At 45.6% G+C, this 19,652-nt stretch carries 17 protein-coding genes and 1 pseudogene; 5 read left to right on the forward strand and 13 right to left on the reverse strand.

The window, feature by feature from the left end:
* Positions 1 to 148: 148 nt before the first annotated feature.
* A complete protein-coding gene (gene uvrA / locus ACTXGJ_RS01300) occupies positions 149 to 2,719 on the forward strand; it encodes an excinuclease ABC subunit UvrA (protein ID WP_443564862.1) in 2,571 nt (856 codons plus the stop codon).
* A gap of 37 nt (positions 2,720 to 2,756) precedes the next feature.
* Here the strand turns inward: uvrA and ACTXGJ_RS01305 are convergent, their stop codons facing one another.
* The 4 genes from ACTXGJ_RS01305 to ACTXGJ_RS01320 form a co-directional block, all read right to left on the reverse strand.
* Positions 2,757 to 3,497 carry a peptidase gene (locus ACTXGJ_RS01305; protein WP_439240798.1) on the reverse strand — a complete coding sequence of 247 codons (741 nt, stop codon included), beginning with the start codon at positions 3,495 to 3,497 and terminating at the stop codon, positions 2,757 to 2,759.
* Positions 3,498 to 3,529: 32 nt separating this feature from the next.
* Positions 3,530 to 4,315, reverse strand: coding sequence for a transglutaminase family protein (locus ACTXGJ_RS01310; RefSeq protein ID WP_439240796.1), 786 nt, complete (start codon positions 4,313 to 4,315; stop codon positions 3,530 to 3,532).
* A gap of 51 nt (positions 4,316 to 4,366) precedes the next feature.
* Positions 4,367 to 6,649, reverse strand: coding sequence for a circularly permuted type 2 ATP-grasp protein (locus ACTXGJ_RS01315; protein ID WP_443564863.1), 2,283 nt, complete (start codon positions 6,647 to 6,649; stop codon positions 4,367 to 4,369).
* A gap of 233 nt (positions 6,650 to 6,882) precedes the next feature.
* Positions 6,883 to 7,965 carry a DUF2855 family protein gene (locus ACTXGJ_RS01320; RefSeq protein WP_439240792.1) on the reverse strand — a complete coding sequence of 361 codons (1,083 nt, stop codon included), beginning with the start codon at positions 7,963 to 7,965 and terminating at the stop codon, positions 6,883 to 6,885.
* A 163-nt stretch (positions 7,966 to 8,128) separates the two neighbouring features.
* On the opposite strand from ACTXGJ_RS01320, the gene ACTXGJ_RS01325 reads away from it, so the two are divergent.
* Positions 8,129 to 8,872: a M90 family metallopeptidase gene (locus ACTXGJ_RS01325; RefSeq protein ID WP_443564864.1), complete on the forward strand. Its 744-nt coding sequence runs from the start codon at positions 8,129 to 8,131 to the stop codon at positions 8,870 to 8,872.
* Between the two features lie 93 nt (positions 8,873 to 8,965).
* On the opposite strand, the gene ACTXGJ_RS01330 is transcribed toward ACTXGJ_RS01325, so the two are convergent.
* The 9 genes and pseudogenes from ACTXGJ_RS01330 to ACTXGJ_RS01370 all read right to left on the reverse strand — a co-directional run.
* Entirely contained in the window at positions 8,966 to 9,628 is a 663-nt protein-coding gene (locus ACTXGJ_RS01330) for a hypothetical protein (RefSeq protein ID WP_443564865.1), read from the reverse strand.
* A gap of 301 nt (positions 9,629 to 9,929) precedes the next feature.
* The gene (gene rhuM, locus ACTXGJ_RS01335) at positions 9,930 to 10,946 is read right to left on the reverse strand and encodes a RhuM family protein (RefSeq protein ID WP_443564866.1); all 1,017 of its coding nucleotides are present in this window, start codon (positions 10,944 to 10,946) and stop codon (positions 9,930 to 9,932) included.
* A gap of 177 nt (positions 10,947 to 11,123) precedes the next feature.
* Positions 11,124 to 11,759: an urease accessory protein UreG gene (gene ureG, locus ACTXGJ_RS01340; protein ID WP_439240784.1), complete on the reverse strand. Its 636-nt coding sequence runs from the start codon at positions 11,757 to 11,759 to the stop codon at positions 11,124 to 11,126.
* Between the two features lie 66 nt (positions 11,760 to 11,825).
* Entirely contained in the window at positions 11,826 to 12,560 is a 735-nt protein-coding gene (locus tag ACTXGJ_RS01345) for an urease accessory protein UreF (RefSeq protein WP_439240782.1), read from the reverse strand.
* On the reverse strand, positions 12,550 to 13,110 hold the full coding sequence (gene ureE, locus ACTXGJ_RS01350; protein WP_443564867.1) for an urease accessory protein UreE: 561 nt from the start codon (positions 13,108 to 13,110) through the stop codon (positions 12,550 to 12,552). The genes ACTXGJ_RS01345 and ureE overlap by 11 nt, the downstream gene beginning before the upstream one ends.
* Before the next feature lie 8 nt (positions 13,111 to 13,118).
* A complete protein-coding gene (gene ureC, locus ACTXGJ_RS01355) occupies positions 13,119 to 14,822 on the reverse strand; it encodes an urease subunit alpha (RefSeq protein ID WP_439240778.1) in 1,704 nt (567 codons plus the stop codon).
* Positions 14,823 to 14,824: 2 nt separating this feature from the next.
* On the reverse strand, positions 14,825 to 15,196 hold the full coding sequence (locus tag ACTXGJ_RS01360; RefSeq protein ID WP_439241325.1) for an urease subunit beta: 372 nt from the start codon (positions 15,194 to 15,196) through the stop codon (positions 14,825 to 14,827).
* A 14-nt stretch (positions 15,197 to 15,210) separates the two neighbouring features.
* A complete protein-coding gene (gene ureA, locus ACTXGJ_RS01365) occupies positions 15,211 to 15,513 on the reverse strand; it encodes an urease subunit gamma (RefSeq protein WP_439240776.1) in 303 nt (100 codons plus the stop codon).
* A 124-nt stretch (positions 15,514 to 15,637) separates the two neighbouring features.
* Positions 15,638 to 16,450, reverse strand: a pseudogene (locus tag ACTXGJ_RS01370) (urease accessory protein UreD); the annotation flags it as partial.
* On the opposite strand from ACTXGJ_RS01370, the gene ACTXGJ_RS01375 reads away from it, so the two are divergent.
* Genes ACTXGJ_RS01375 through ACTXGJ_RS01385 form a run of 3 tightly spaced genes read left to right on the forward strand, consistent with a single transcriptional unit; the run spans position 16,440 to position 19,619 of the window.
* A complete protein-coding gene (locus ACTXGJ_RS01375) occupies positions 16,440 to 17,723 on the forward strand; it encodes an ABC transporter substrate-binding protein (RefSeq protein ID WP_439240774.1) in 1,284 nt (427 codons plus the stop codon). The pseudogene ACTXGJ_RS01370 and the gene ACTXGJ_RS01375 sit on opposite strands and share 11 nt — an antisense overlap.
* Before the next feature lie 58 nt (positions 17,724 to 17,781).
* Complete coding sequence (locus ACTXGJ_RS01380) at positions 17,782 to 18,726, forward strand: ABC transporter permease (RefSeq protein ID WP_439240772.1); 945 nt, start codon at positions 17,782 to 17,784, stop codon at positions 18,724 to 18,726.
* Positions 18,723 to 19,619 (forward strand): ABC transporter permease, encoded by an 897-nt coding sequence (locus ACTXGJ_RS01385; protein ID WP_439240770.1) that lies wholly within the window; start codon positions 18,723 to 18,725, stop codon positions 19,617 to 19,619. The genes ACTXGJ_RS01380 and ACTXGJ_RS01385 overlap by 4 nt, the downstream gene beginning before the upstream one ends.
* The last annotated feature ends 33 nt before the right edge of the window (positions 19,620 to 19,652 follow it).

Raw genomic sequence — 19,652 nt, forward strand, 5'->3', positions numbered from 1 at the left:
TCTATCAGTTAACCTTTTATCCTTAGATAAGCAAATTTATATAAAGTTATCGTTTTGTCTCTCTATGCTAGTAATACGTAAGCCCAGACTGAACTACTCATAGTAGCTGTTAGAATAATTGCAAAATAAAATATCAACAGGATACGCTATGACTTCTAAAAACAATAATAATAAAACTGACCTTAAAACCAGTTCTAAAAATAATAAAACTTCAAATAATGCCAATAACCAAGTTCAAGTCAGAGGCGCGCGCGTTCATAACCTAAAGAACATCGATGTTGATTTGCCGCGTAATGCGCTGGTGGTATTTACAGGGATATCAGGCTCAGGGAAATCATCGCTGGCTTTTGGAACTTTATTTGCCGAGTCACAGCGGCGCTATCTGGATTCAGTAGCTCCTTATGCCCGGCGCCTAATTGACCAAGTGGATGAGCCTGATGTCGATGCTATAGAAGGATTGCCGCCAGCGGTCGCCTTGCAGCAGCAACGCGGCACGCCTTCGGTGCGCTCATCGGTGGCGAGCGTGACTACTATCTCTAATGGTTTGCGTATGCTCTATTCGCGGGCAGGGGACTATCCAGATGGGCAAGAGATGCTCTATGCCGATGCGTTCTCACCCAATACACCAGAGGGCGCTTGCCCAACCTGTTCAGGTATTGGACGGGTATTTGAGGTAACCGAGGATTTGATGGTTCCTGATGCAACCAAAAGCATTCGCGAACGCGCTATTGCTTCGTGGCCAGGCGCTTGGCAAGGGCAAAACTTAAGTCGTATCTTAACCACTTTAGGTTATGATATCGATGTTCCGTGGCATAAATTGCCCAAAAAGTCTCGCGATTGGATTTTATATACTGACGAGACGCCAACGGTACCGGTTTATCCTGAATACAATGTAGAACAAGTGCGAGCGGCTATTAAAAAGGACGAAAAGCCCAATTATATGGGCACTTATATCAGCGCCAAGAACTTTATTTTGCAATCATTTACAACCACTCAAAGCCCGCGAGTTAAAAAACGGGTCTCGCAGTTTATGCAAATATCCAAGTGTCCTGAATGTCATGGTAAGAAGCTCAAAAAAGAGTCGCTAGCGGTTAAATTTGCAGGTCTTGATATTGGCGAGCTGTCACAATTAACGTTAACAGAGCTTGCCTCCAAGCTACAAGGTAGCGCCCACGCCCGCTTAAATAGCCCAAACTATAAGCACAATCCTGAAAAAGCCATTGTAGCGCAGCGCATTACTAGCGATATTCTCGCACGGGTTGAAGCATTGACGAGACTAGGATTAGGCTATCTATCACTTGAGCGTACCACGCCGACTTTGTCGCCAGGGGAGCTGCAGCGTTTGCGTCTGGCAACCCAAATCCGCTCGCAACTATTCGGCGTGGTCTATGTCCTTGATGAGCCGTCGGCGGGGCTACATCCGGCTGATACGCAAGCGCTGCTCGGTGCTTTGGATGAGCTGATAGCCGCTGGCAATTCGGTGTTTGTGGTCGAGCATGATGTGAGCGTCATCCGTCACGCCGATTGGGTGGTCGATGTCGGACCCAAGGCTGGCGTGCATGGCGGCGAGATTGTTTATAGCGGACCTGTAGCGGGTTTACGCGGCGTTAGCGAGTCATCAACCGCGCAATATCTATTTACTGATAACGACAGCGTAAACCAGCAAAACTTAAGACAACCTACTGCTTGGCTTAAGCTTACTGAGGTAGAGCGTAATAATATCCAAGGTTTAGAGGTTGAGTTTCCGCTCGGGGTACTCACTAGTGTTACTGGGGTATCGGGTTCAGGCAAATCAAGTTTAGTCAGCCAAGCAGTAGTCGAATTAGTCAATGAAGCCTTGGGGAAAAAGACAGTTGCCCAAGCACCAACCGATGAAGCAGATCTGCTTGAGCAGGAGTTTGAAGCCCAAACAGGCGGGCGCATTGTCTCTGGCATGGATAAAGTAAGCCGGCTTGTGAACATTAACCAAAAAGCCATTGGCCGTACACCGCGCTCAAACCTTGCTACTTATACCGGATTGTTTGATTATGTGCGTAAATTATTTGCTGCCACTAAGCTTGCAAAAGCGCGCGGTTATGATGCTGGCCGCTTCTCATTTAATACGCCTAAAGGACGTTGTCCCAATTGCGAAGGTTTAGGGTTTGTTAGCGTTGAGCTTTTATTTTTACCTAGTGTTTACGCGCCCTGTCAAGTCTGTCATGGACAGCGCTATAACGATGAGACGCTTGAAGTCACTTATCGAGATCAAAATATTGCTGAAGTGCTAGATTTAACCGTTGAAAAAGCTCATGATTTTTTCGCCGATGACGCGCCTATTTTGCGTGCATTAGATGCTTTATTGCAAGTGGGTCTTGGTTATCTGCGTTTAGGTCAACCCGCTACGGAGCTATCAGGCGGGGAGGCGCAGCGTATTAAGCTTGCCACCGAGCTACAACGCGTTCAGCGCGGCGATACGCTCTATATTCTTGATGAACCGACCACTGGTTTGCACCCAGCTGATGTCTCTATGCTCATGGCACAGTTAAATGGACTGGTTGATGCGGGTAACACCGTTATTATGGTGGAGCACGATATGCAAGTGGCGAGCAATAGTGACTGGATTATCGATATGGGGCCAGGAGCTGGGGATGCCGGCGGGCAGATTGTCACTCAAGGGGTGCCAGCTACAGTAGCACAGTCAAAGAGGAGCCGAACCGCACCTTTTTTAACCTTAGCTTAGTTCTATAAATTCTAACTCTAAATAAAAAGATTGAGTATTAGCCCCAATAATCATCAGGGCAAGCAGGCAGCTCTACCAAAGTATTACGCAGCGCCTCAGACCAATGACGGCTAATTTTATTAAAGTGCTCGTCGTCGGCTTCGATACGGCGGCCTTTGGGCAGGGTTAAGCTATCGTTTTGATAGATCAAAAAGTCTATCGGCATACCCACAGATAAATTGGAGTGAATGGTCGAGTCGAATGATAGCATCAGCGCTTGGGTGGCATGATTGATATCGGTGTCGTAATCGACCGAACGATCTAAAACAGGCTTACCGTATTTGATCTCGCCTAATTGAAAGAAGGGTGTGTCTTCTGTGGCTTTTATAAAGTTGCCTTCAGGGTAGATCATATAGAGCTCAGGCTCTTGGCCCTTTATTTGACCGCCAAGCAAAAAAGAGCTGGTAAAGGTGCTGCTATTATCATCGTTGGCCACCGTTTGCGCATGCGCCATTACATTACGCATGCATTCGCCCACCATTTGCGCAGCGTCAAATAAAGTCGCTACGGTATTGATATTGCTCTCGGCGCGCTGATCGATATCGTTTTGTAGCTTATTAAATACCGCTTGCGACGTGGCTAAGCTGCCGGCGGTTTGTAGCACCATAAAGCGCTCACCTTCAACGCCATATTGGTAAAGCTTACGGAAGGTAGAGATGTGATCGACTCCCGCATTGGTACGCGTATCACTAGCGAATATTAGACCGTCTCTAAGACGAATAGCGGCGCAGTAAGTCATGAGTATCCTAAAAGTATATAAAGTAGTGAGGGCTATGATAGCCGCGTGACTAGTACTTGACTGTAAAGATTTTCGTAACCACCACCTATTCTGACGCCGCGTACGGGCGCAGTATCTAAGTAGTCACGGCCAATAGCGACATACACGTGTGAGTTTGGCTGGAACGCTTGGTTTGATATATCAAAAGTGTACCAAAAGCCATCTATATAAGCTTCCGCCCATGCGTGGCTGGCCATATGGTTCTCGGTATCATCATACAAGTAGCCTGAGACGTAGCGTGCAGGGATTTGCTGGTCGCGTAGTAAGCTCAAAAACACATGGGTATGATCCTGACAGACGCCGCCCGCCATGTTAAAGGCCTCAGCAGCTGTAGTACCGACATGGGTAACGTTTTTGACAAAAGGCATGGTCATGATTAGCGCATTAGCCATTTTCTTTAAACTATCGAGGGTAGGGGTTTTTAAGAAAGGCGCAGCAAACTCACGCATCTCCTCAGAGCATTTGGTTAATGGACTCTGGACGGTAAATAGCAGATAGGGTACATTGTCCATATCCTCAAGCCGCTCGGTATCGGGGTTAATCTCAACAATACCAGAGGCTTGCATTTGCAAGTTATCATGGGTCTCATTACGGCTAAGGGTGAGCCATTCATTGCCGAAGCCGTCTTTTTGACTAACTGCGACTTTAGGCAGTAGCACATCCCAACGGTGAATCACTTGATGTGGCAGCTGCATCGGAGTCATACGGATGTATTGCACACTGCGCTGCGCTTGCTCGCCATAATAGTAATTGGTCTGATGACTGATTTGTAGTTTCATAATGTCCTCGTATTATTCTGTTTATCACTTTTATTAAGGTTACTTATGAGCTTAAACCCCTTGCTGCAAAATGATATTGAACTCACGGCTGATCATCTTAAAGTCGCTAAACTGCTTTGAGCGAATCATCTGATTGGTCAAACGCGTCAGCTCACGCCAGCGAGTGTTTTCAGGGAGCTGGTTAATCCAGTATTTAAATTGTAGGCTGATTTCGCTAGTATCTTCACCGAGTAAGACTGCGCGCTCAAGCTGCTCAAAGTAGCGGCCCAATTGCCAAAAGCAGGTCACGGTCGGATGTTCTTGCTTCATCGCTGCGTTACAGGCATACAGCTGCAGCGTTGCCGCGCGGTAAGTGCCAGCATTGGACAGACGCTTAATCAAGTTATACAGCTCTGCGGTGTCTTTACCGATGACGCCTTTTGCTTCTTGTACGTTGGTCTCGATAGAGGTGACCACGCTTGGAATTATATTTTGCTCCAACTCATTGAGCATCTGCGATTTCATGACTTTTAGCGAGTCGCTGGTATCTGCACTAAAGCCTAAGTTATGAATGAGGTGCTGAACCTGTGATTTTTTAATATCACCATTGATCAGCTGTTTCATGATGCTGTCATAGTAATATAAGCGCTCACTATAACGACCGAGCCAAATTAAATAGCTACCGGTGGATAGCAGCAAGATCATTGGCGCGTCGTCTAAATCGGCAAACCCTGCTTCAGTTGGCTGCGCGCGATTATAGTAGCTGGCATGATTGACAGCGCTATTCTCTATGCTTGATGGGTCAGCTCTATCAGCCGTTTTATTTACATGGATTTTACTGGTGTGAGGTTGGTTTAATTTATCATCATCGACAACCCAAGTGTCTTTAATGCCGCCTCCTTGAGAGGAGTTGACCACTAACGAGCCTTCCACCATAGCTACTCGAGTGAGGCCGCCTGGTACGATGTCGACTGAGCCATCGCCATGACTGAGTATGAACGGACGCAAATCAATATGACGCGGGGCGATACCGTCGATGACAGCGGTAGGATTGGTAGATAGGGAAATGGTAGGCTGGGCGATAAAGCCTGCTGGGTTTTCAAGCAAGCGCTTACGATAGTCGCTAATCTCTTGCTTGCTAGAGGTCGGACCAATCAGCATCCCGTAGCCGCCCGAGCCTTGGGTTTCTTTGACGACTAATTTATCGAGATTATCCAGCACATAAGCGAGTTCATCAGGCTTGCGGCATTGATAAGTTTCTATATTTGGTAGTATAGGCTCTTCATTGAGATAAAACTTAATCATGTCCGGCACAAAAGGATAGAGACTTTTGTCATCAGCGACGCCCGTACCTGGCGCATTCACAATGACCACATTACCGGCGCGGTAAGCACTCATTAGTCCTGAAACGCCTAAAATAGAGTCTGATTGGAAGGCAAGCGGGTCAATAAAAGGGTCGTCGATTCGGCGGTAGATGATATCTACTTGCACTTTGCCGCGAATGCTTTGCATATAGACTTTACTATCTTCAACAACCAAATCATAACCGTGAACGAGTGGTACATTCATCTCATGCGCCAAAAACGCATGCTCATAATAAGCACTGTTAAAGCGTCCTGGGGTTAAGATGACGATTTGTGGGTCGTATTTGCTGATCGAGCTAGCCAGACATTTCTTCAGGCGTTTAGGATAATCACTGATGCCCAATACCGGCGTATGCGCAAATAAATCGGCGAGGAGGGTTTCAGAGATAGTACGGCTCTCAAGCATATAAGAGACGCCAGAAGGCGTACGTAGATTGTCTTCTAATACACAAAATCTACCCTCTTCATCACGAATCAAATCAATACCGCTAATGTGCGAATAAATCGGTTTATCGAGCTCAATCCCCATCATCCACGGCTCATAGCAGCCGCTAGCATAGACGTAGCTGGCAGGTACGATATCGGCTTTCATTATCGCTTGGTCGTGGTAAATATCGTGCAAAAAAGCATTCAATGCGGTGATACGCTGCTTACAGCCTGCTTCTATGAGCTGCCATTCGCTAGCAGAGATGATACGGGGCACGATGTCAAAAGGAATCATCCGCTCGATATTTTTGGCATCACTATAGACGGTAAAGGTGACACCTTTACGATAAAAGATGTTTTCGGCTTGTTCATTAAGATGATTAATCGCATCCATGCTCGTATCATCAAGCCAGTCGCCGACCGCTTGGGCAACAGGGCGATACTTACCTTTGGCATCTTTTAGCTCATCGAAACAAGGACGCTTCTCCAAGGTTTTTTTTGTTTGGCTTTGAGATTGTGTCTGGTTCTGATTTTGGCTCTGTTTCTGAGTCGCTTCTTTAGTCATAAATACCTCACGCATCCTTGGTAAAGTTTAAAGTTATGATGAACACAATAACTCTCCCTATATTACTTAAGACTATAGCGCGTCTTTAGGGTAATACACAACAGAGGTTCGACATTAATATTTTGTTTTTATTCGCTTTTCTTTCATATTTTAAGCTTGGTTTATGACCTGTTGAAGCTAATTATTAGTCCTGTATAGTAAAAAATAATTCAAGTCAGATTGTCAGTATTTAATCACATCACTACCACCAAACCCTCATTCGCTGGAATATTACCCGCACAAACGTCTTCATAAACTTCTGATAGACCTTCAATCCCGTCTAGTTCTCTGACTTTTAGCCAGTTACTAGTCTTTGCAGCGCACTGCATTATGTATTGTCCAGTGCGTTTGTTAAATTCCTCAGTGCCTAATTCTTTCATTAGCTTTTGAATATAACTTGGCGCAAAGAACTGTTCGCTACGCTCCTTAATAATACCATCCATTTGACGAGGTTCATCCCAATGGGTCAGTCCGACATTGATTGTGAAGCGCATATTAGCGCCTAAGTGGCTATGCAATCGACTTAGTACCGCAAAGTTAGCAGACATATCGACGATGACGGTAGGTTTGCTAGCATCAAGCTGCTCAAGATCGTTATAGCTTAAGACATTATCATAAGTATCAATCGAACTTACAAAGTCCACGTTACGAGTTGAGGTGAGCCCGATAACCGCAGGCGCGTCTTCGTCCTCGTCAAGTCCATAAGCGAGCCCAATACTGGTCTTGCTTGACGCGCTGATTATGACCACTTGCTCAGCGCCATACCAGTCATTGCTCTTTAACATCTCTTGTATACAAAACGCGGTGAGATGCAGTACAGCAAGTAACATGCGCAGGTTGTCATGAGTGCGGTCATAGTCCGTCTCGTGATTGACACGCTGATAGAGGTTGTAGCTTGGCGGCAATTCGGCGCGATGGTCGCTACCATCCATCAAGCTTGAAGGTGTAATCCGAACAGGTTTTATCACAAGCTCATTGGCAGGCGGGAAGTAGCCAAAGAGTCTATCGCCAACGGGAATAGCATCGCTATTGGACTCGGTCACATCCGCAAAGCCCCATACAGGAATGATGCCCCATTGTTCTGCGTTTCTGCCGTTAGGCGCAAAGAACTGCCAGTAGCGCAGCTGATCGCCCATCACCGCATAAGTAATATTATTGGCGGTAAAAGCAAATCGATCGACTTTGACGAGCACTTCACCATCTTTGATAGTAGCTTTGGGCGTTTCGACTATTCGGGATTGGGTTAGGTCGGCTTTATTGGTTTGAAACTCTAGCATGTCTTCATCCTTGATATGAGTTGTTGGCTATTATAGGTATCATAAGCATACTTTAGCATATCACGACACTTACCTTGTTTTAACGGCTACGATTATGTAGCAAATTGATACGATAAATGTGGTTTAATTGATATAACAAATTGAACCAATGCAAGGCAAAAATATGTTTGAAATGATAAAAGAATGGCGAGAGCAGCGAGTACTCGATAATAGCGATTTTACTCGAGATGATTGGCAGCGCGCTGCTAAGCGTATTGTCATCCTCGATAGATTGAATGAAGAAGAAATGGAGCGCTTGTTTGAATTGGCAACCTTATTCCTAGATAGTAAATCTATCACGGGCGCGCAAGGTTTTGAGATTACCGATGCCGTTAGACAGTCGATTGCGCTGCAAGCCTGTCTACCTATCTTAAATTTAAGCTTAGAGTGGTATGCGGGCTGGTCATCTATCATCATCTATCCAGGCTCATACAAAAGCGATGCCAAAAGCGTTGATGAATTTGGCATCGTCCACGAAGGTAGTCAACACCGTAGCGGAGAGGCGTGGCAGCGCGGGCCTGTTATTTTGTCATGGAAAGATGCCAAGCACTCCGGCGAACGCGACGGGCATAATGTGGTCATTCATGAGTTTGTACATAAGCTCGACATGCTCAACGGCCGTGCTAACGGATTTCCGCCGCTGCAGCCGGATATGGATCCTGAACGCTGGACCACCATTATGAGCCGCGACTTTGAAGACTTTCAAACCCATCGCAAATCTGGCTTAGATCGTTATGGCGCAACCAATCCGGCGGAGTTTTTGGCGGTACTCAGTGAAGTGTTTTTTGAGACCCCGCAAAAGCTGATTGATGCTTATCCTGATATTTATGACATTATGGAGAAGTTTTTTCGGCAGTCGCCACTATGATACATAACTAAATATGAATATAACTTACTAATAACCAAAAAGGGTAGTGTAATGCCCTTTTTTAATCGTTATCAGTCAACTTAAATTAATACCTTAAACCGTCCACTGATCAGAGATAATAGCGACTAAATAGCGCTTACCTTGATACTCATCAAATACCAAACGCATAGCACGCCAGTCCATACCACCGTATTGTTCGCTACCATCTTTATAAAACTCAACATAATCGGCGTTTTGATATATTTTACTTAAATTATCAATACTATTACCTGTAGCTTGGCTATCGTTAACAGTCATAGTGGCATTTTCATCAAAAACCTCTGCGTTAACCCAAGTCTGCAAATAGTCAGGCAAAGTTGTGATGAGTGGATCGCCTGTGCCGTCTTTTTCGCCCCAAGTGAAGCGAATGTCAGACTTTTGCAAATATTGAGCAAATTGAGTACGGCTAAAGGATTTATCAGACTCTGGGCGCACATAAGCATACATTGAGAAGCGTACGCCGCGTATCGGATGAATATCATTCTTAATGCTAGCATAGCTGCCATTAGCCAAAGCTTGTTGAATACGTAGAGCCTGTTGTTCAAGCGTCTGCGCCGGTGCTGACGTAGAGTTTTGATTATGGATCACAGGAGTGTTGATAGCTGCGTTATGTTGTGCGGAGCTGTTTTGCGAATTAGTAGCAGACTGACAGCCAACTATAACTAATGAGATAGCTGCAGTAATTATTAGTGATAAGGAATTAGACAGTTTGCTCATAACGACATCCTTAGCGTAGCAGAAAATTAAAAACCGTAACTTATTTTATTATAATACTGGCAATAGTAAATCAAACATTAATAGCGACATCAATAGTTAGTATTTACTTAAAGCGTATGCAAAAGCCGTTGGTTTGTTTTCGCATAATGTATATTATGTTAAATATACTGTATTAGAGTACGGCTCGGTCTAGTGTTTGACTTATCATTCTTAAATCGCTTTTAGAACTCATCCATTGATTTAATAATGTTGTTCTAGTATTTAAAGCAGTGCTTATTTTGCTTGAAGCTTAGTCGGTTTTTTAACTCTCAAGCGATAACATATTCATAATCAGTTTAATCAGCGTCTCTTTTTGATTGGGATCTGATTCTGCTACTAGCAAGGTTAAAGCAGCAAGTCCGGTATTATTAATGACCATATCGCCCCCATCATTGAGCAATCTGCTATTACGATGCAAAAAATCAACGAACAAAAAAGCGCCGCTGCGTTTATTACCATCGGTGAAAGGATGGTTTTTGACCATAAAATACAATAAGTGCGCCGCTTTACTTTCAATCGTTGGGTACGCAGGTTCGCCAAATACGCTTTGCTGTAAGTTACCTAGTACACTATCCAAACCGTCACCGCGAGGTTTAGCAAATAGCTCAGTGGCCTCACCGCGCGCCATTAGCTGTGATTTTAGGTCGTTTAATGCGGTCATTGCTTCATCTGTGGTCGGCAAAGTACCGCCAGATTGCCCTGCAGGGTCATCAAGCAAGCCTTCGTCGTAGCGTTGCAGCCATAAAAAGGTCTGGGTATAACGGCTGATAATCTCAATCAATCCACGACCTTCGTCAGTTTTTAATTCAGGGCTTAGAGCAGTTTTTTTAATCAAAGCCAGTGCTTGCTGCAATTCACTAGAGTTTTTATCAAACCTTTGTTCATTTAGCGTGTACCCTTGTACTAGATATTCACGCAGACGCTGAGTGGCCCAAATACGAAACTGAGTACCTTTTTTAGAATTAACCCGGTAGCCTACAGAGATAATCGCATCTAGATTATAAAAACGAATTTTTCGGCGCACTTGGCGCTTACCTTCTTGTCGAACTACCGAGGATTCCTCGGTAGTTGCTTCTTGGTCGAGCTCGCCTTCGTTATAGATGTTTTTTAGGTGCAGACTGATAGTATCCGTATCTTTCCCAAACAACTCTGCTAATTGAGCTTGTGACAGCCATAAAGTATCGTGTTCTAAACGAATCTCTATCGCTGCTTGTCCATCATCGGCTTGGTAGATCTCAATCTTTGCTTGGTTGTTATCTATGCGATCGTTGGTTATCATTGATATTCCTTTAAAGATAAGGCTCTATGAATTAGGCGGACTTTAAGCTATTAATCAGCATCCTAAACACACGGTATCATTTTTAAATTCAGTCAACACTATGACATATAAAAAAAGACCACAACGCTAAGCTGTAGTCTTTTTAACATCAACATAAACTATTGAAAAAATAGTGACTTAGGCGGTATCTGTCGCCTTTTGACGACGATCTGCCAACATACCGCGCTCTATAATAAAATCAATAATTTCTTCTACGCCTACACCATCATACAAGTTAGCAAAAATAAAAGGTCTATCGCCGCGCATTTTTTTAGAATCACGCTCCATAACGTCCAATGACGCATGCACCGATTCGGCAATGTCTATCTTATTAATAATTAATAGATCTGACTTGGTAATACCCGGGCCACCTTTACGCGGGATTTTATCACCCGCTGCCACGTCAATGACATAAATAGTCAAATCTGACAATTCAGGGCTAAAGGTCGCCGCTAAGTTATCACCGCCGGATTCAACCAATACCAACTCTAAACCTGGATGACGCTCTTGTAAGTCATCAATCGCCGCCAAATTCATTGAGGCATCTTCACGAATGGCGGTGTGTGGACAGCCGCCAGTTTCAACCCCAATAATACGATCGGCAGGTAGCGCATCATGTTTTAATAAAAAGTCCGCATCTTCTCTAGTGTAGATATCGTTGGTGACTACGGCTAAGTTATAGTCGTCCTTTAGCGCACTACACAACTGGCGTAATAATGCCGTTTTTCCTGAGCCAACAGGACCGCCCACGCCTACTCTTAAACACTGTGTCATATATAAATTCCTTTAAAGTATTGTTAATTTTAAAACTAAAATATAGTTTATATTCTATTTTGAATATTAACTTCTGAATAATCTTGAGTACTGAGTTTCATGTAACGCGCTGCCCAATGCCACACCCGGTAATATTGGCCCTAGCTCATCGTCAGTGAGTGATAAGGCTGTATCCACAGCATATACCAATTGCGCTCGCAGCTTCTCGTTGATGCGCTGAGCGGCAGTTTGCCCAAGAGGCATCGCCTTACAAGCGACAGCCAATTGGTTCTCAAGCCAAGCCCAAGCAAAGCCTAGTAGGCTCAAACGGACAGGGACGCCGCGCTTATGTGCCGTCCATGCAAAGGCCGTCAGATAAGTAGCATCTTTTGGGAATTGCGCCTCGCCTTCTTCTATATTGGGCTGCAAGTCCAGACTATTTAATAAACGGATCAAAGCAAGTCCTAGTCGCAAGTCTTCATCGCTAAGCTCAGCACTCTCACAGTTGGCTTGTAGCCACTCATTCCAGTGCAGCAGCTGCTGTCTGTCTGCATCTTGCCAAGCTTGCATCAGGCGCACCAATACCGGAAGCTCGCAACGAGTCAGCCCATCTTCTAATACGCCTTCGAGCCAAAAGGCTAATTGCGCTTCATTAGTCACCCACTCTAGCTCAAAGGCGCTCTCAAGCCCTTGTGACCAAGCAAATGCGCCAATAGGTAGTGCAGGACTGACCAATTGCATAAGACCTAATAAACTCAAGTCGTCTATTGGGGTGGCTAGCGTGTCTGCTAATGAGCCTTGTTTAAGGGGATCAGTGCTCATGATGATGTCCATGATTGTGGTTATGGTTCTGAGCGTGGCTATGGCCTAAAAACTTACCCTTATCCGTGTTGGCATAAGCGCCAGATTCAGGATCAAAAGGCGCTTGATGGTGCGTTAACGTAGCGCCAAGAAGCTGGGCTAACTCTTCTAACACATGATCAGGTGCAAAGCGCACCCAATAGCGACCTTCATTAGTATCATTATCGTCAGTATTGTCATAACCTATGGCTAAAGGTACATGACGATTACCTAAGTGATAGCACAACCGTGCAAGAGGTAAACCATTGTCAATATAGGCTGTCGTCACTGCTTCATCAGCTGCCAATACTTCAATAATCTCGCCTGTTTTGGCCTTGAGCAAACTACCATGATGTAGTACTGGTCCACGCTCTAAAAATAAGCCTACCTCTTGTCCCTTGTCAGTGACCGTGCGTAAACGACCGCGCACTCGCAGCTCATAAGGCAAGGTTAAGGTGTCGGTGGCTGCCTGCTGTAGATTCTGATTATCAGCATCTACAGCGTGATCTAATCTTTGTATAAACTCAAGCATAAAACGTCCTAAAATAAGTGGTAGCGCTGTGCTAAGGGTACTATCGATAAAGGCTCACATGTTAATAGCTCACCATCTGCGTGCACCTCATAGGTTTCAGGATCTACTGAGATATCAGGGCAATAATCGTTTAGCTTCATGTTTTTTTTGCGCATTTGACGTACATTTTTACAAGGCTCAAGCCGGCTCATAAGACCTAGCTTTTCTTCTAGGCCTGTGTTGGCAGCCGCCTGACTGATAAAGGTGACCCGCGTGGCTGATACCGCTTTACCTAATGCGCCAAACATACGTCGGTAATGTACTGGCTGCGGCGTAGAGATAGCAGCATTAGGATCACCCATCGCCGCCCCTGCTATCATACCGCCCTTTAATATAATCGAGGGTTTAACGCCAAAGAATCCGGTTTTCCACATCACCAAGTCAGCTAGTTTGCCAACTTCTATCGAACCAACCTCATGGGCAATACCGTGGGTAATAGCAGGGTTGATGGTATATTTGGCAATATAGCGCTTCACCCGAAAGTTATCAGCGCCAAGCTCTTTATCTTCTGGCAAGAGTCCGCGCTGAATTTTCATCTTATGCGCGGTTTGCCAAGCGCGGCATACCACCTCCCCAATGCGGCCCATCGCTTGCGAATCTGACGACAGCATAGAGATGGCGCCCAAGTCTTGGAGGATATCTTCGGCAGCAATAGTCTCGCGGCGAATGCGTGAGTCCGCAAAAGCGACATCTTCAGGGATATTTGGGTCTAAGTTATGGCACTCCATCAGCATATCTAAATGCTCATCAACGGTGTTGATAGTATAAGGCCGTGTGGGATTGGTCGAGGACGGTAACACGTTAGGCTCACCGCATGCGACAATAATATCGGGAGCGTGACCACCGCCTGCGCCTTCGGTATGATACGAGTGTATGGAACGATCTTTACAGGCATCGAGCGTCTCTTTGACAAATCCAGACTCATTTAAGCTATCGGCATGTAGCGCGACTTGGATATCATACTTATCAGCCACGTCTAAAGCACAACTAATAGCCGCAGGAGTCGCCGCCCAGTCTTCATGAACTTTAAGACTCATAGCACCTGCTTTGACTTGTTGCTCTAACGCTTCAGGTTGACTGGCACTACCTTTACCCAAAAACCCAATATTGATAGGCAACTCATCCACTGCTTGCATCATTTTGCCTAAATGCCAAGGACCAGGCGTTTGCGTGGTCGCGACCGAACCGGTTGCAGGCCCCGTGCCGCCACCAATCATGGTGGTCAGACCACTCATCAAAGCCTCATCTACTTGCTGCGGGCAAATATAATGAACGTGGGTATCCACCCCGCCTGCAGTCAAAATCTGACCTTCACCGGCGATAATTTCTGTGCCTGGGCCAATCACAATATCGACATCAGGCTGAGTATCAGGGTTACCGGCTTTACCAATGGCGGCGATACGACCGTTTTTTAGGCCGATATCGGCTTTGACAATACCCCACCAATCGACAATGATTGCATTGGTAATTACTGTATCCATCACGGCCTCATCACAGCGCTGGCTTTGTCCCATACCATCACGAATGACTTTACCGCCGCCAAATATGACCTCTTCGCCATAATGCGTGTAGTCTTTTTCAATCTCTATCCACAGCTCGGTATCCCCTAAGCGTATTCTGTCCCCTGTGGTAGGCCCGTACATATTTGCATAAGCATCGCGTGAAATTTTCATGACTACTCCTCGCCGCTATTTTTGTTTGTTTTTTTACCGCTATCAGCTTTATTATCAGCACTCTCTTTATCCAAAGGCCCCATAACATCGCCATGAAACCCATAGATAATCCGAGCGCCAGAATACGGAATCAGAGACACTTCGCGCTTTTGACCCGGTTCAAACCGAATCGCCGTGCCAGCAGGTACTGCCAAACGACGACCATACGCTTTTTTGCGGTCAAACTCTAAGGCATAATTGACTTCAGCAAAATGATAATGTGAGCCCACTTGAATGGGTCTATCGCCTATATTGGCCACTTCAATCGTAATCACTTCACGATCGGCAAACAGCTCAATATCGTTTTCTTTTAATTTATACTCGCCAGGTATCATCATAGCGTATCTCCTTATACGATGGGATTATGGACGGTGACCAGTTTAGTACCATCAGGAAAGGTAGCTTCGACCTGTACGCTCTCTACCATCTCAGCGACGCCTTCCATAACATCGTCACGTGTTAGCACTTCACGGCCGGCGCTCATCATGTCAGCCACCGTTCGACCCTCACGTGCGCCCTCCATGATAAATGCGCTGATGAGAGCGACAGATTCTGGATAGTTTAGCTTAATACCTTTGGCTTTACGGCGCTCTGCTAATAAAGCGGCGGTAAACAACATCAGCTTATCTTTATCTCTTGGGGTCAATTCCATTAGTTATTCCTCTTGTCGTGACTGTTTATTATGATTATTACAACTTATTATTTATTGCGACTGGTGTTTAAAAGATGTTTAGAACCTGCTTTAAGTTTTTATTATATGAGTCAAAAGCAGCTTTTTAAGTAAGCCAAATACGAGGCGTTGTCGCTTTAAGCCCTATCAAATGCGGCCGAACGATATTGCGCACTTGTTGAAACAACGCCCAGACATCGTTACGCTCTGACCCTAAATAACGTATGAGTAACACGCCGCGCCGATAGATCACTGCCCACTGCGTGGCTGCGCTTTGAAAGGAAGGATAAGCCGCTTCGGTCGCCGTCAGTAAAGTCGCGTGTAACTGCTCAACCACCTCATCAGGATTATTCAAACCCACGACCCACATAGTGGCATGAACGCTCGCACCGCCCTGCCCCCACATACCCATGAAGCGGGGATGATTTGGGTCAATGACTTGCTTTTCTATCCATAGCGGTTGGCCGTTTTGAGTGAGGCAAAAATGTTGTTCAAGCTTACCACTAGCAAAAGGTAAATCGCTGGCAGGACGACCTAACCCCATAATTTCCCAGCCCAGACACTTAGAGCTCTCATCCAAATCTATCAGAACGGTTTGCTTCCCAAGAGAACCATCGAAGGCTATTGTCTCCTGCGGTAGCCATTCTAGAACAGAATCATTAGTCACCTTTAGATGAGTATGTTGGCTCCACGCCACATGATTACTATCTGCTCGATACAACTTATTGGCAGCTGGCGTCGTTAATAAGGTAGTGGCATTATCAGTGACCGTCACATCGATATTGAGCGAATCGCCACTGGCAATACCGCCCGGCGGATGCAAGAGATACACATGACAGCAGCCATCACGGCCTTCCGGATAAAATGGTCTTTGAACACGCAGAGGACCATAATGGCGCACCGTATTCATGCGGGTAATGACTTTAGTGAAAGATGTGACGTTTACTTTTGAGCAAGCGATGCAAAGTGCGTCAGTGGTTGATTTAAACATCCTAGAAAAAGTAGAAGCGCTTGATGAGACCAGCGTGCAGTTCACCTTGAAAACCCCACAATCCACTTTTGCTAACAGCTTAGTGGCTACAGGGATCGTGCCAGCGCATGCTTATGATGATAATTATGCCGAAAACCCTGTCGGCTCAGGGCCGTTTCAATTAGTGCAGTGGGATAAAGGGCAGCAGCTTATTGTAGAGGCTAATCCTGAGTACTATGACAAGCACCCTTATTTTAAGAAGTTAACGTTTGTGTTCTTAAGTGAAGACGCCGCCTTTGCAGCAGCGCAAGCAGGGACGGTTGATATTACCTATCTGCCGGCCGCTTTTAGTCACCAAAAAGTACCTGGCATGAAGCTTGAATCAGTCGAAACGGTGGATAACCGCGGCATTGCCTTTCCTTACGTTAAGTCAGGCAAAATGACAGAAGAAGGTTTGCCCATTGGCAACGACGTCACCGCTGATCCAGCGATTCGTCACGCTATCGATATTGCAGTAGACCGTGAAGCGTTAATCGAAGGGGTGTTAGAAGGCTATGGTTCGCCGGCTTATACCTCGGTCGATGGTTTGCCATGGTGGAATCCAGAAACCGTGGTCGATGATGCAAACATGGATGGCGCTCGTAAGATGCTAGCCGATGCAGGCTGGGAAGATACCAATGGCGACAGCGTGCTTGAAAAGGACGACCTAGATGCCAAGTTTACCCTTTATTATCCGGCCAATGACGTTATCAGGCAGTCGCTTGCCATTGCCGTTGCCGATATGATAAAGCCCTTAGGTATTCATATTAATATTGAGGGCGGCAGCTGGGATAGTATCGGCAAAAAAATGCATTCTAACGCGGTGTTAATGGGCTGGGGTAGCCATAATCCTTATGAGCTGATCAATATTTATGGTAGTGAAAATGCGGGAGTTGATTTCAATAATACAGGCTTCTACAGCAATAAAAGCGTAGATAAATATTTTAAACAAGCGCTACAAGCAAAGAGTGAAAGAGAAGCACTTGAGTATTGGAAAAAAGCGCAGTGGGATGGAACGACAGGACTTAGCGGTAAAGGTGACGCGGCTTGGGTCTGGCTGGTTAATATTGACCACTTATACCTGATGAAAGACAATCTCGATATTGGTAAGCAAAGAATCCATGTCCATGGACACGGTTGGCCTGCGACTGACAATATCGTAGATTGGACATGGAGTAAGTAATGTGCAAAAAAATATGGGAGGTAAAGTTAGTACTTACTTTTTGTACAAAGGTCTAAGAATGGCATCATTATTAGTTGCCATTAGCTTTATCTCATTTATCCTGATGAAGAACTCCCCTATTGATCCTGTGCAAGCTTACATCGGCGCGGATATGCTAAATGTAGGACCTGAGCAGCGTCAGCAAATAGCGGAATATTGGGGACTTAATAAACCTGTTTTGGTGCAGTATGCGAATTGGGCGGCGGCGGTACTGCAAGGCGATTTGGGTACCTCAATGATTTATCGGCGTCCGGTTAGTGAGGTTATCGGTGAGCGTTTTATAAGCTCCTTAGCGCTTATGATAGTAGCATGGACGTTATCTGGGGTGATGGGATTTGTGCTTGGTGTCGTTGCCGCTATGAAAAATGGCACCTGGATTGATCGCGCTATTCAATGGTACTGCTATACCCTAGCCTCCACCCCTACTTTTTGGATGGGACTGTTGGTGCTTATTATTTTCGCGGTATGGCTTGGCTGGTTTCCGATCGGTTTAGGAGTGCCAGCAGGAGTTTTAGCGGAGGATGTGGTGTTTTTAGATCGAGTAAAACACCTTGTGCTTCCGGCATTAACACTCAGTATTGTCGGCGTTGCCAACGTGGCACTGCATACCCGTCAAAAGCTCATTGAGGTGCTATCAAGCGACTACGTCTTATTTGCAAGGGCTCGCGGTGAAAAAGGTTTTTCTTTGTTTTGGAGGCATGGCCTACGCAATATTGCTTTACCCGCAGTTACCCTACAGTTCGCTGCGTTTAGTGAGTTATTTGGCGGCGCTATTCTTGCCGAGCAAGTCTTTTCTTATCCAGGACTTGGAAAAGCAACGATAGACGCAGGTTTACGGGGAGACGTGCCACTGTTATTAGGCATCGTTTTATTTAGCACCATCTTTGTCTTTGCGGGCAATTTAATTGCCGATCTGATTTACTACCTCGTCGATCCGAGGACGAGGGAAAGTAGAATGCTATGATGCCAAGTAGCCCAAATAGCCAAAGTAAACCAAGCAACATGACCAATAAAAACCATAAGCGCTTTAAACGCTTTGGACTCAATCTCAGACAGCGCACGCTGCTGACTATTATAGTTGCCAGTATATTCCTAGCCAGTGTCATACTTGGCGGCATTGTTATAGATGAAGGCAAAATTGCCAGCAATTTAACTGATCGTAACCTGTCTCCTTCACTCGAGCATCTCTTTGGCACCGATTGGCTGGGCCGAGATATGTTTGCACGCACGATTAAGGGTTTGAAGCTAAGTATCGGAGTAGGATTGCTCGGCGCAGTAGGCAGCGCTTTTATAGCGCTCGTGCTAGGTATGGCAGCCGCAACAATGGGCCGTATGACCGATCGCGTGATTACGTGGGTTATTGACCTGTTTTTGAGTGTGCCGCATTTGGTAACGCTGATTCTCATCTCATTTATGCTAGGCGGCGGTTTTAAAGGCATCGTGGTTGGTTTGATATTGACGCACTGGCCAAGTCTGGCACGGGTGATTAGAGCCGAAGTCATGCAAATACGCTCTGCGGACTACGTGCAAGTCTCGCAGCAAATGGGAAAATCGCAGTGGTGGATTGCGACTAATCATATCTTCCCGCATCTTATCCCGCAGCTGTTAGTGGGATTTATGCTCATGTTCCCGCACGTTATCTTGCACGAAGCATCCGTGACGTTTTTAGGATTAGGCTTATCGCCTCATGAACCAGCGATCGGTATTATTTTATCAGAGTCGATGAGATATTTATCATCAAATCTTTGGTGGTTGGCCTTTTTCCCCGGAGTGTCCTTGCTTATCGTGGTGCGCACGTTTGAGACCATTGGTGAAAACTTAAGAAAATTGCTCGATCCTACAGAAGCAAACCAGTAAAAAAGGGAGAAATAGATGTCGACTTTAGAAGTA

The sequence above is a fragment of the Psychrobacter sp. 1Y11 genome, from assembly GCF_052259045.1.
Classification (GTDB): domain Bacteria; phylum Pseudomonadota; class Gammaproteobacteria; order Pseudomonadales; family Moraxellaceae; genus Psychrobacter.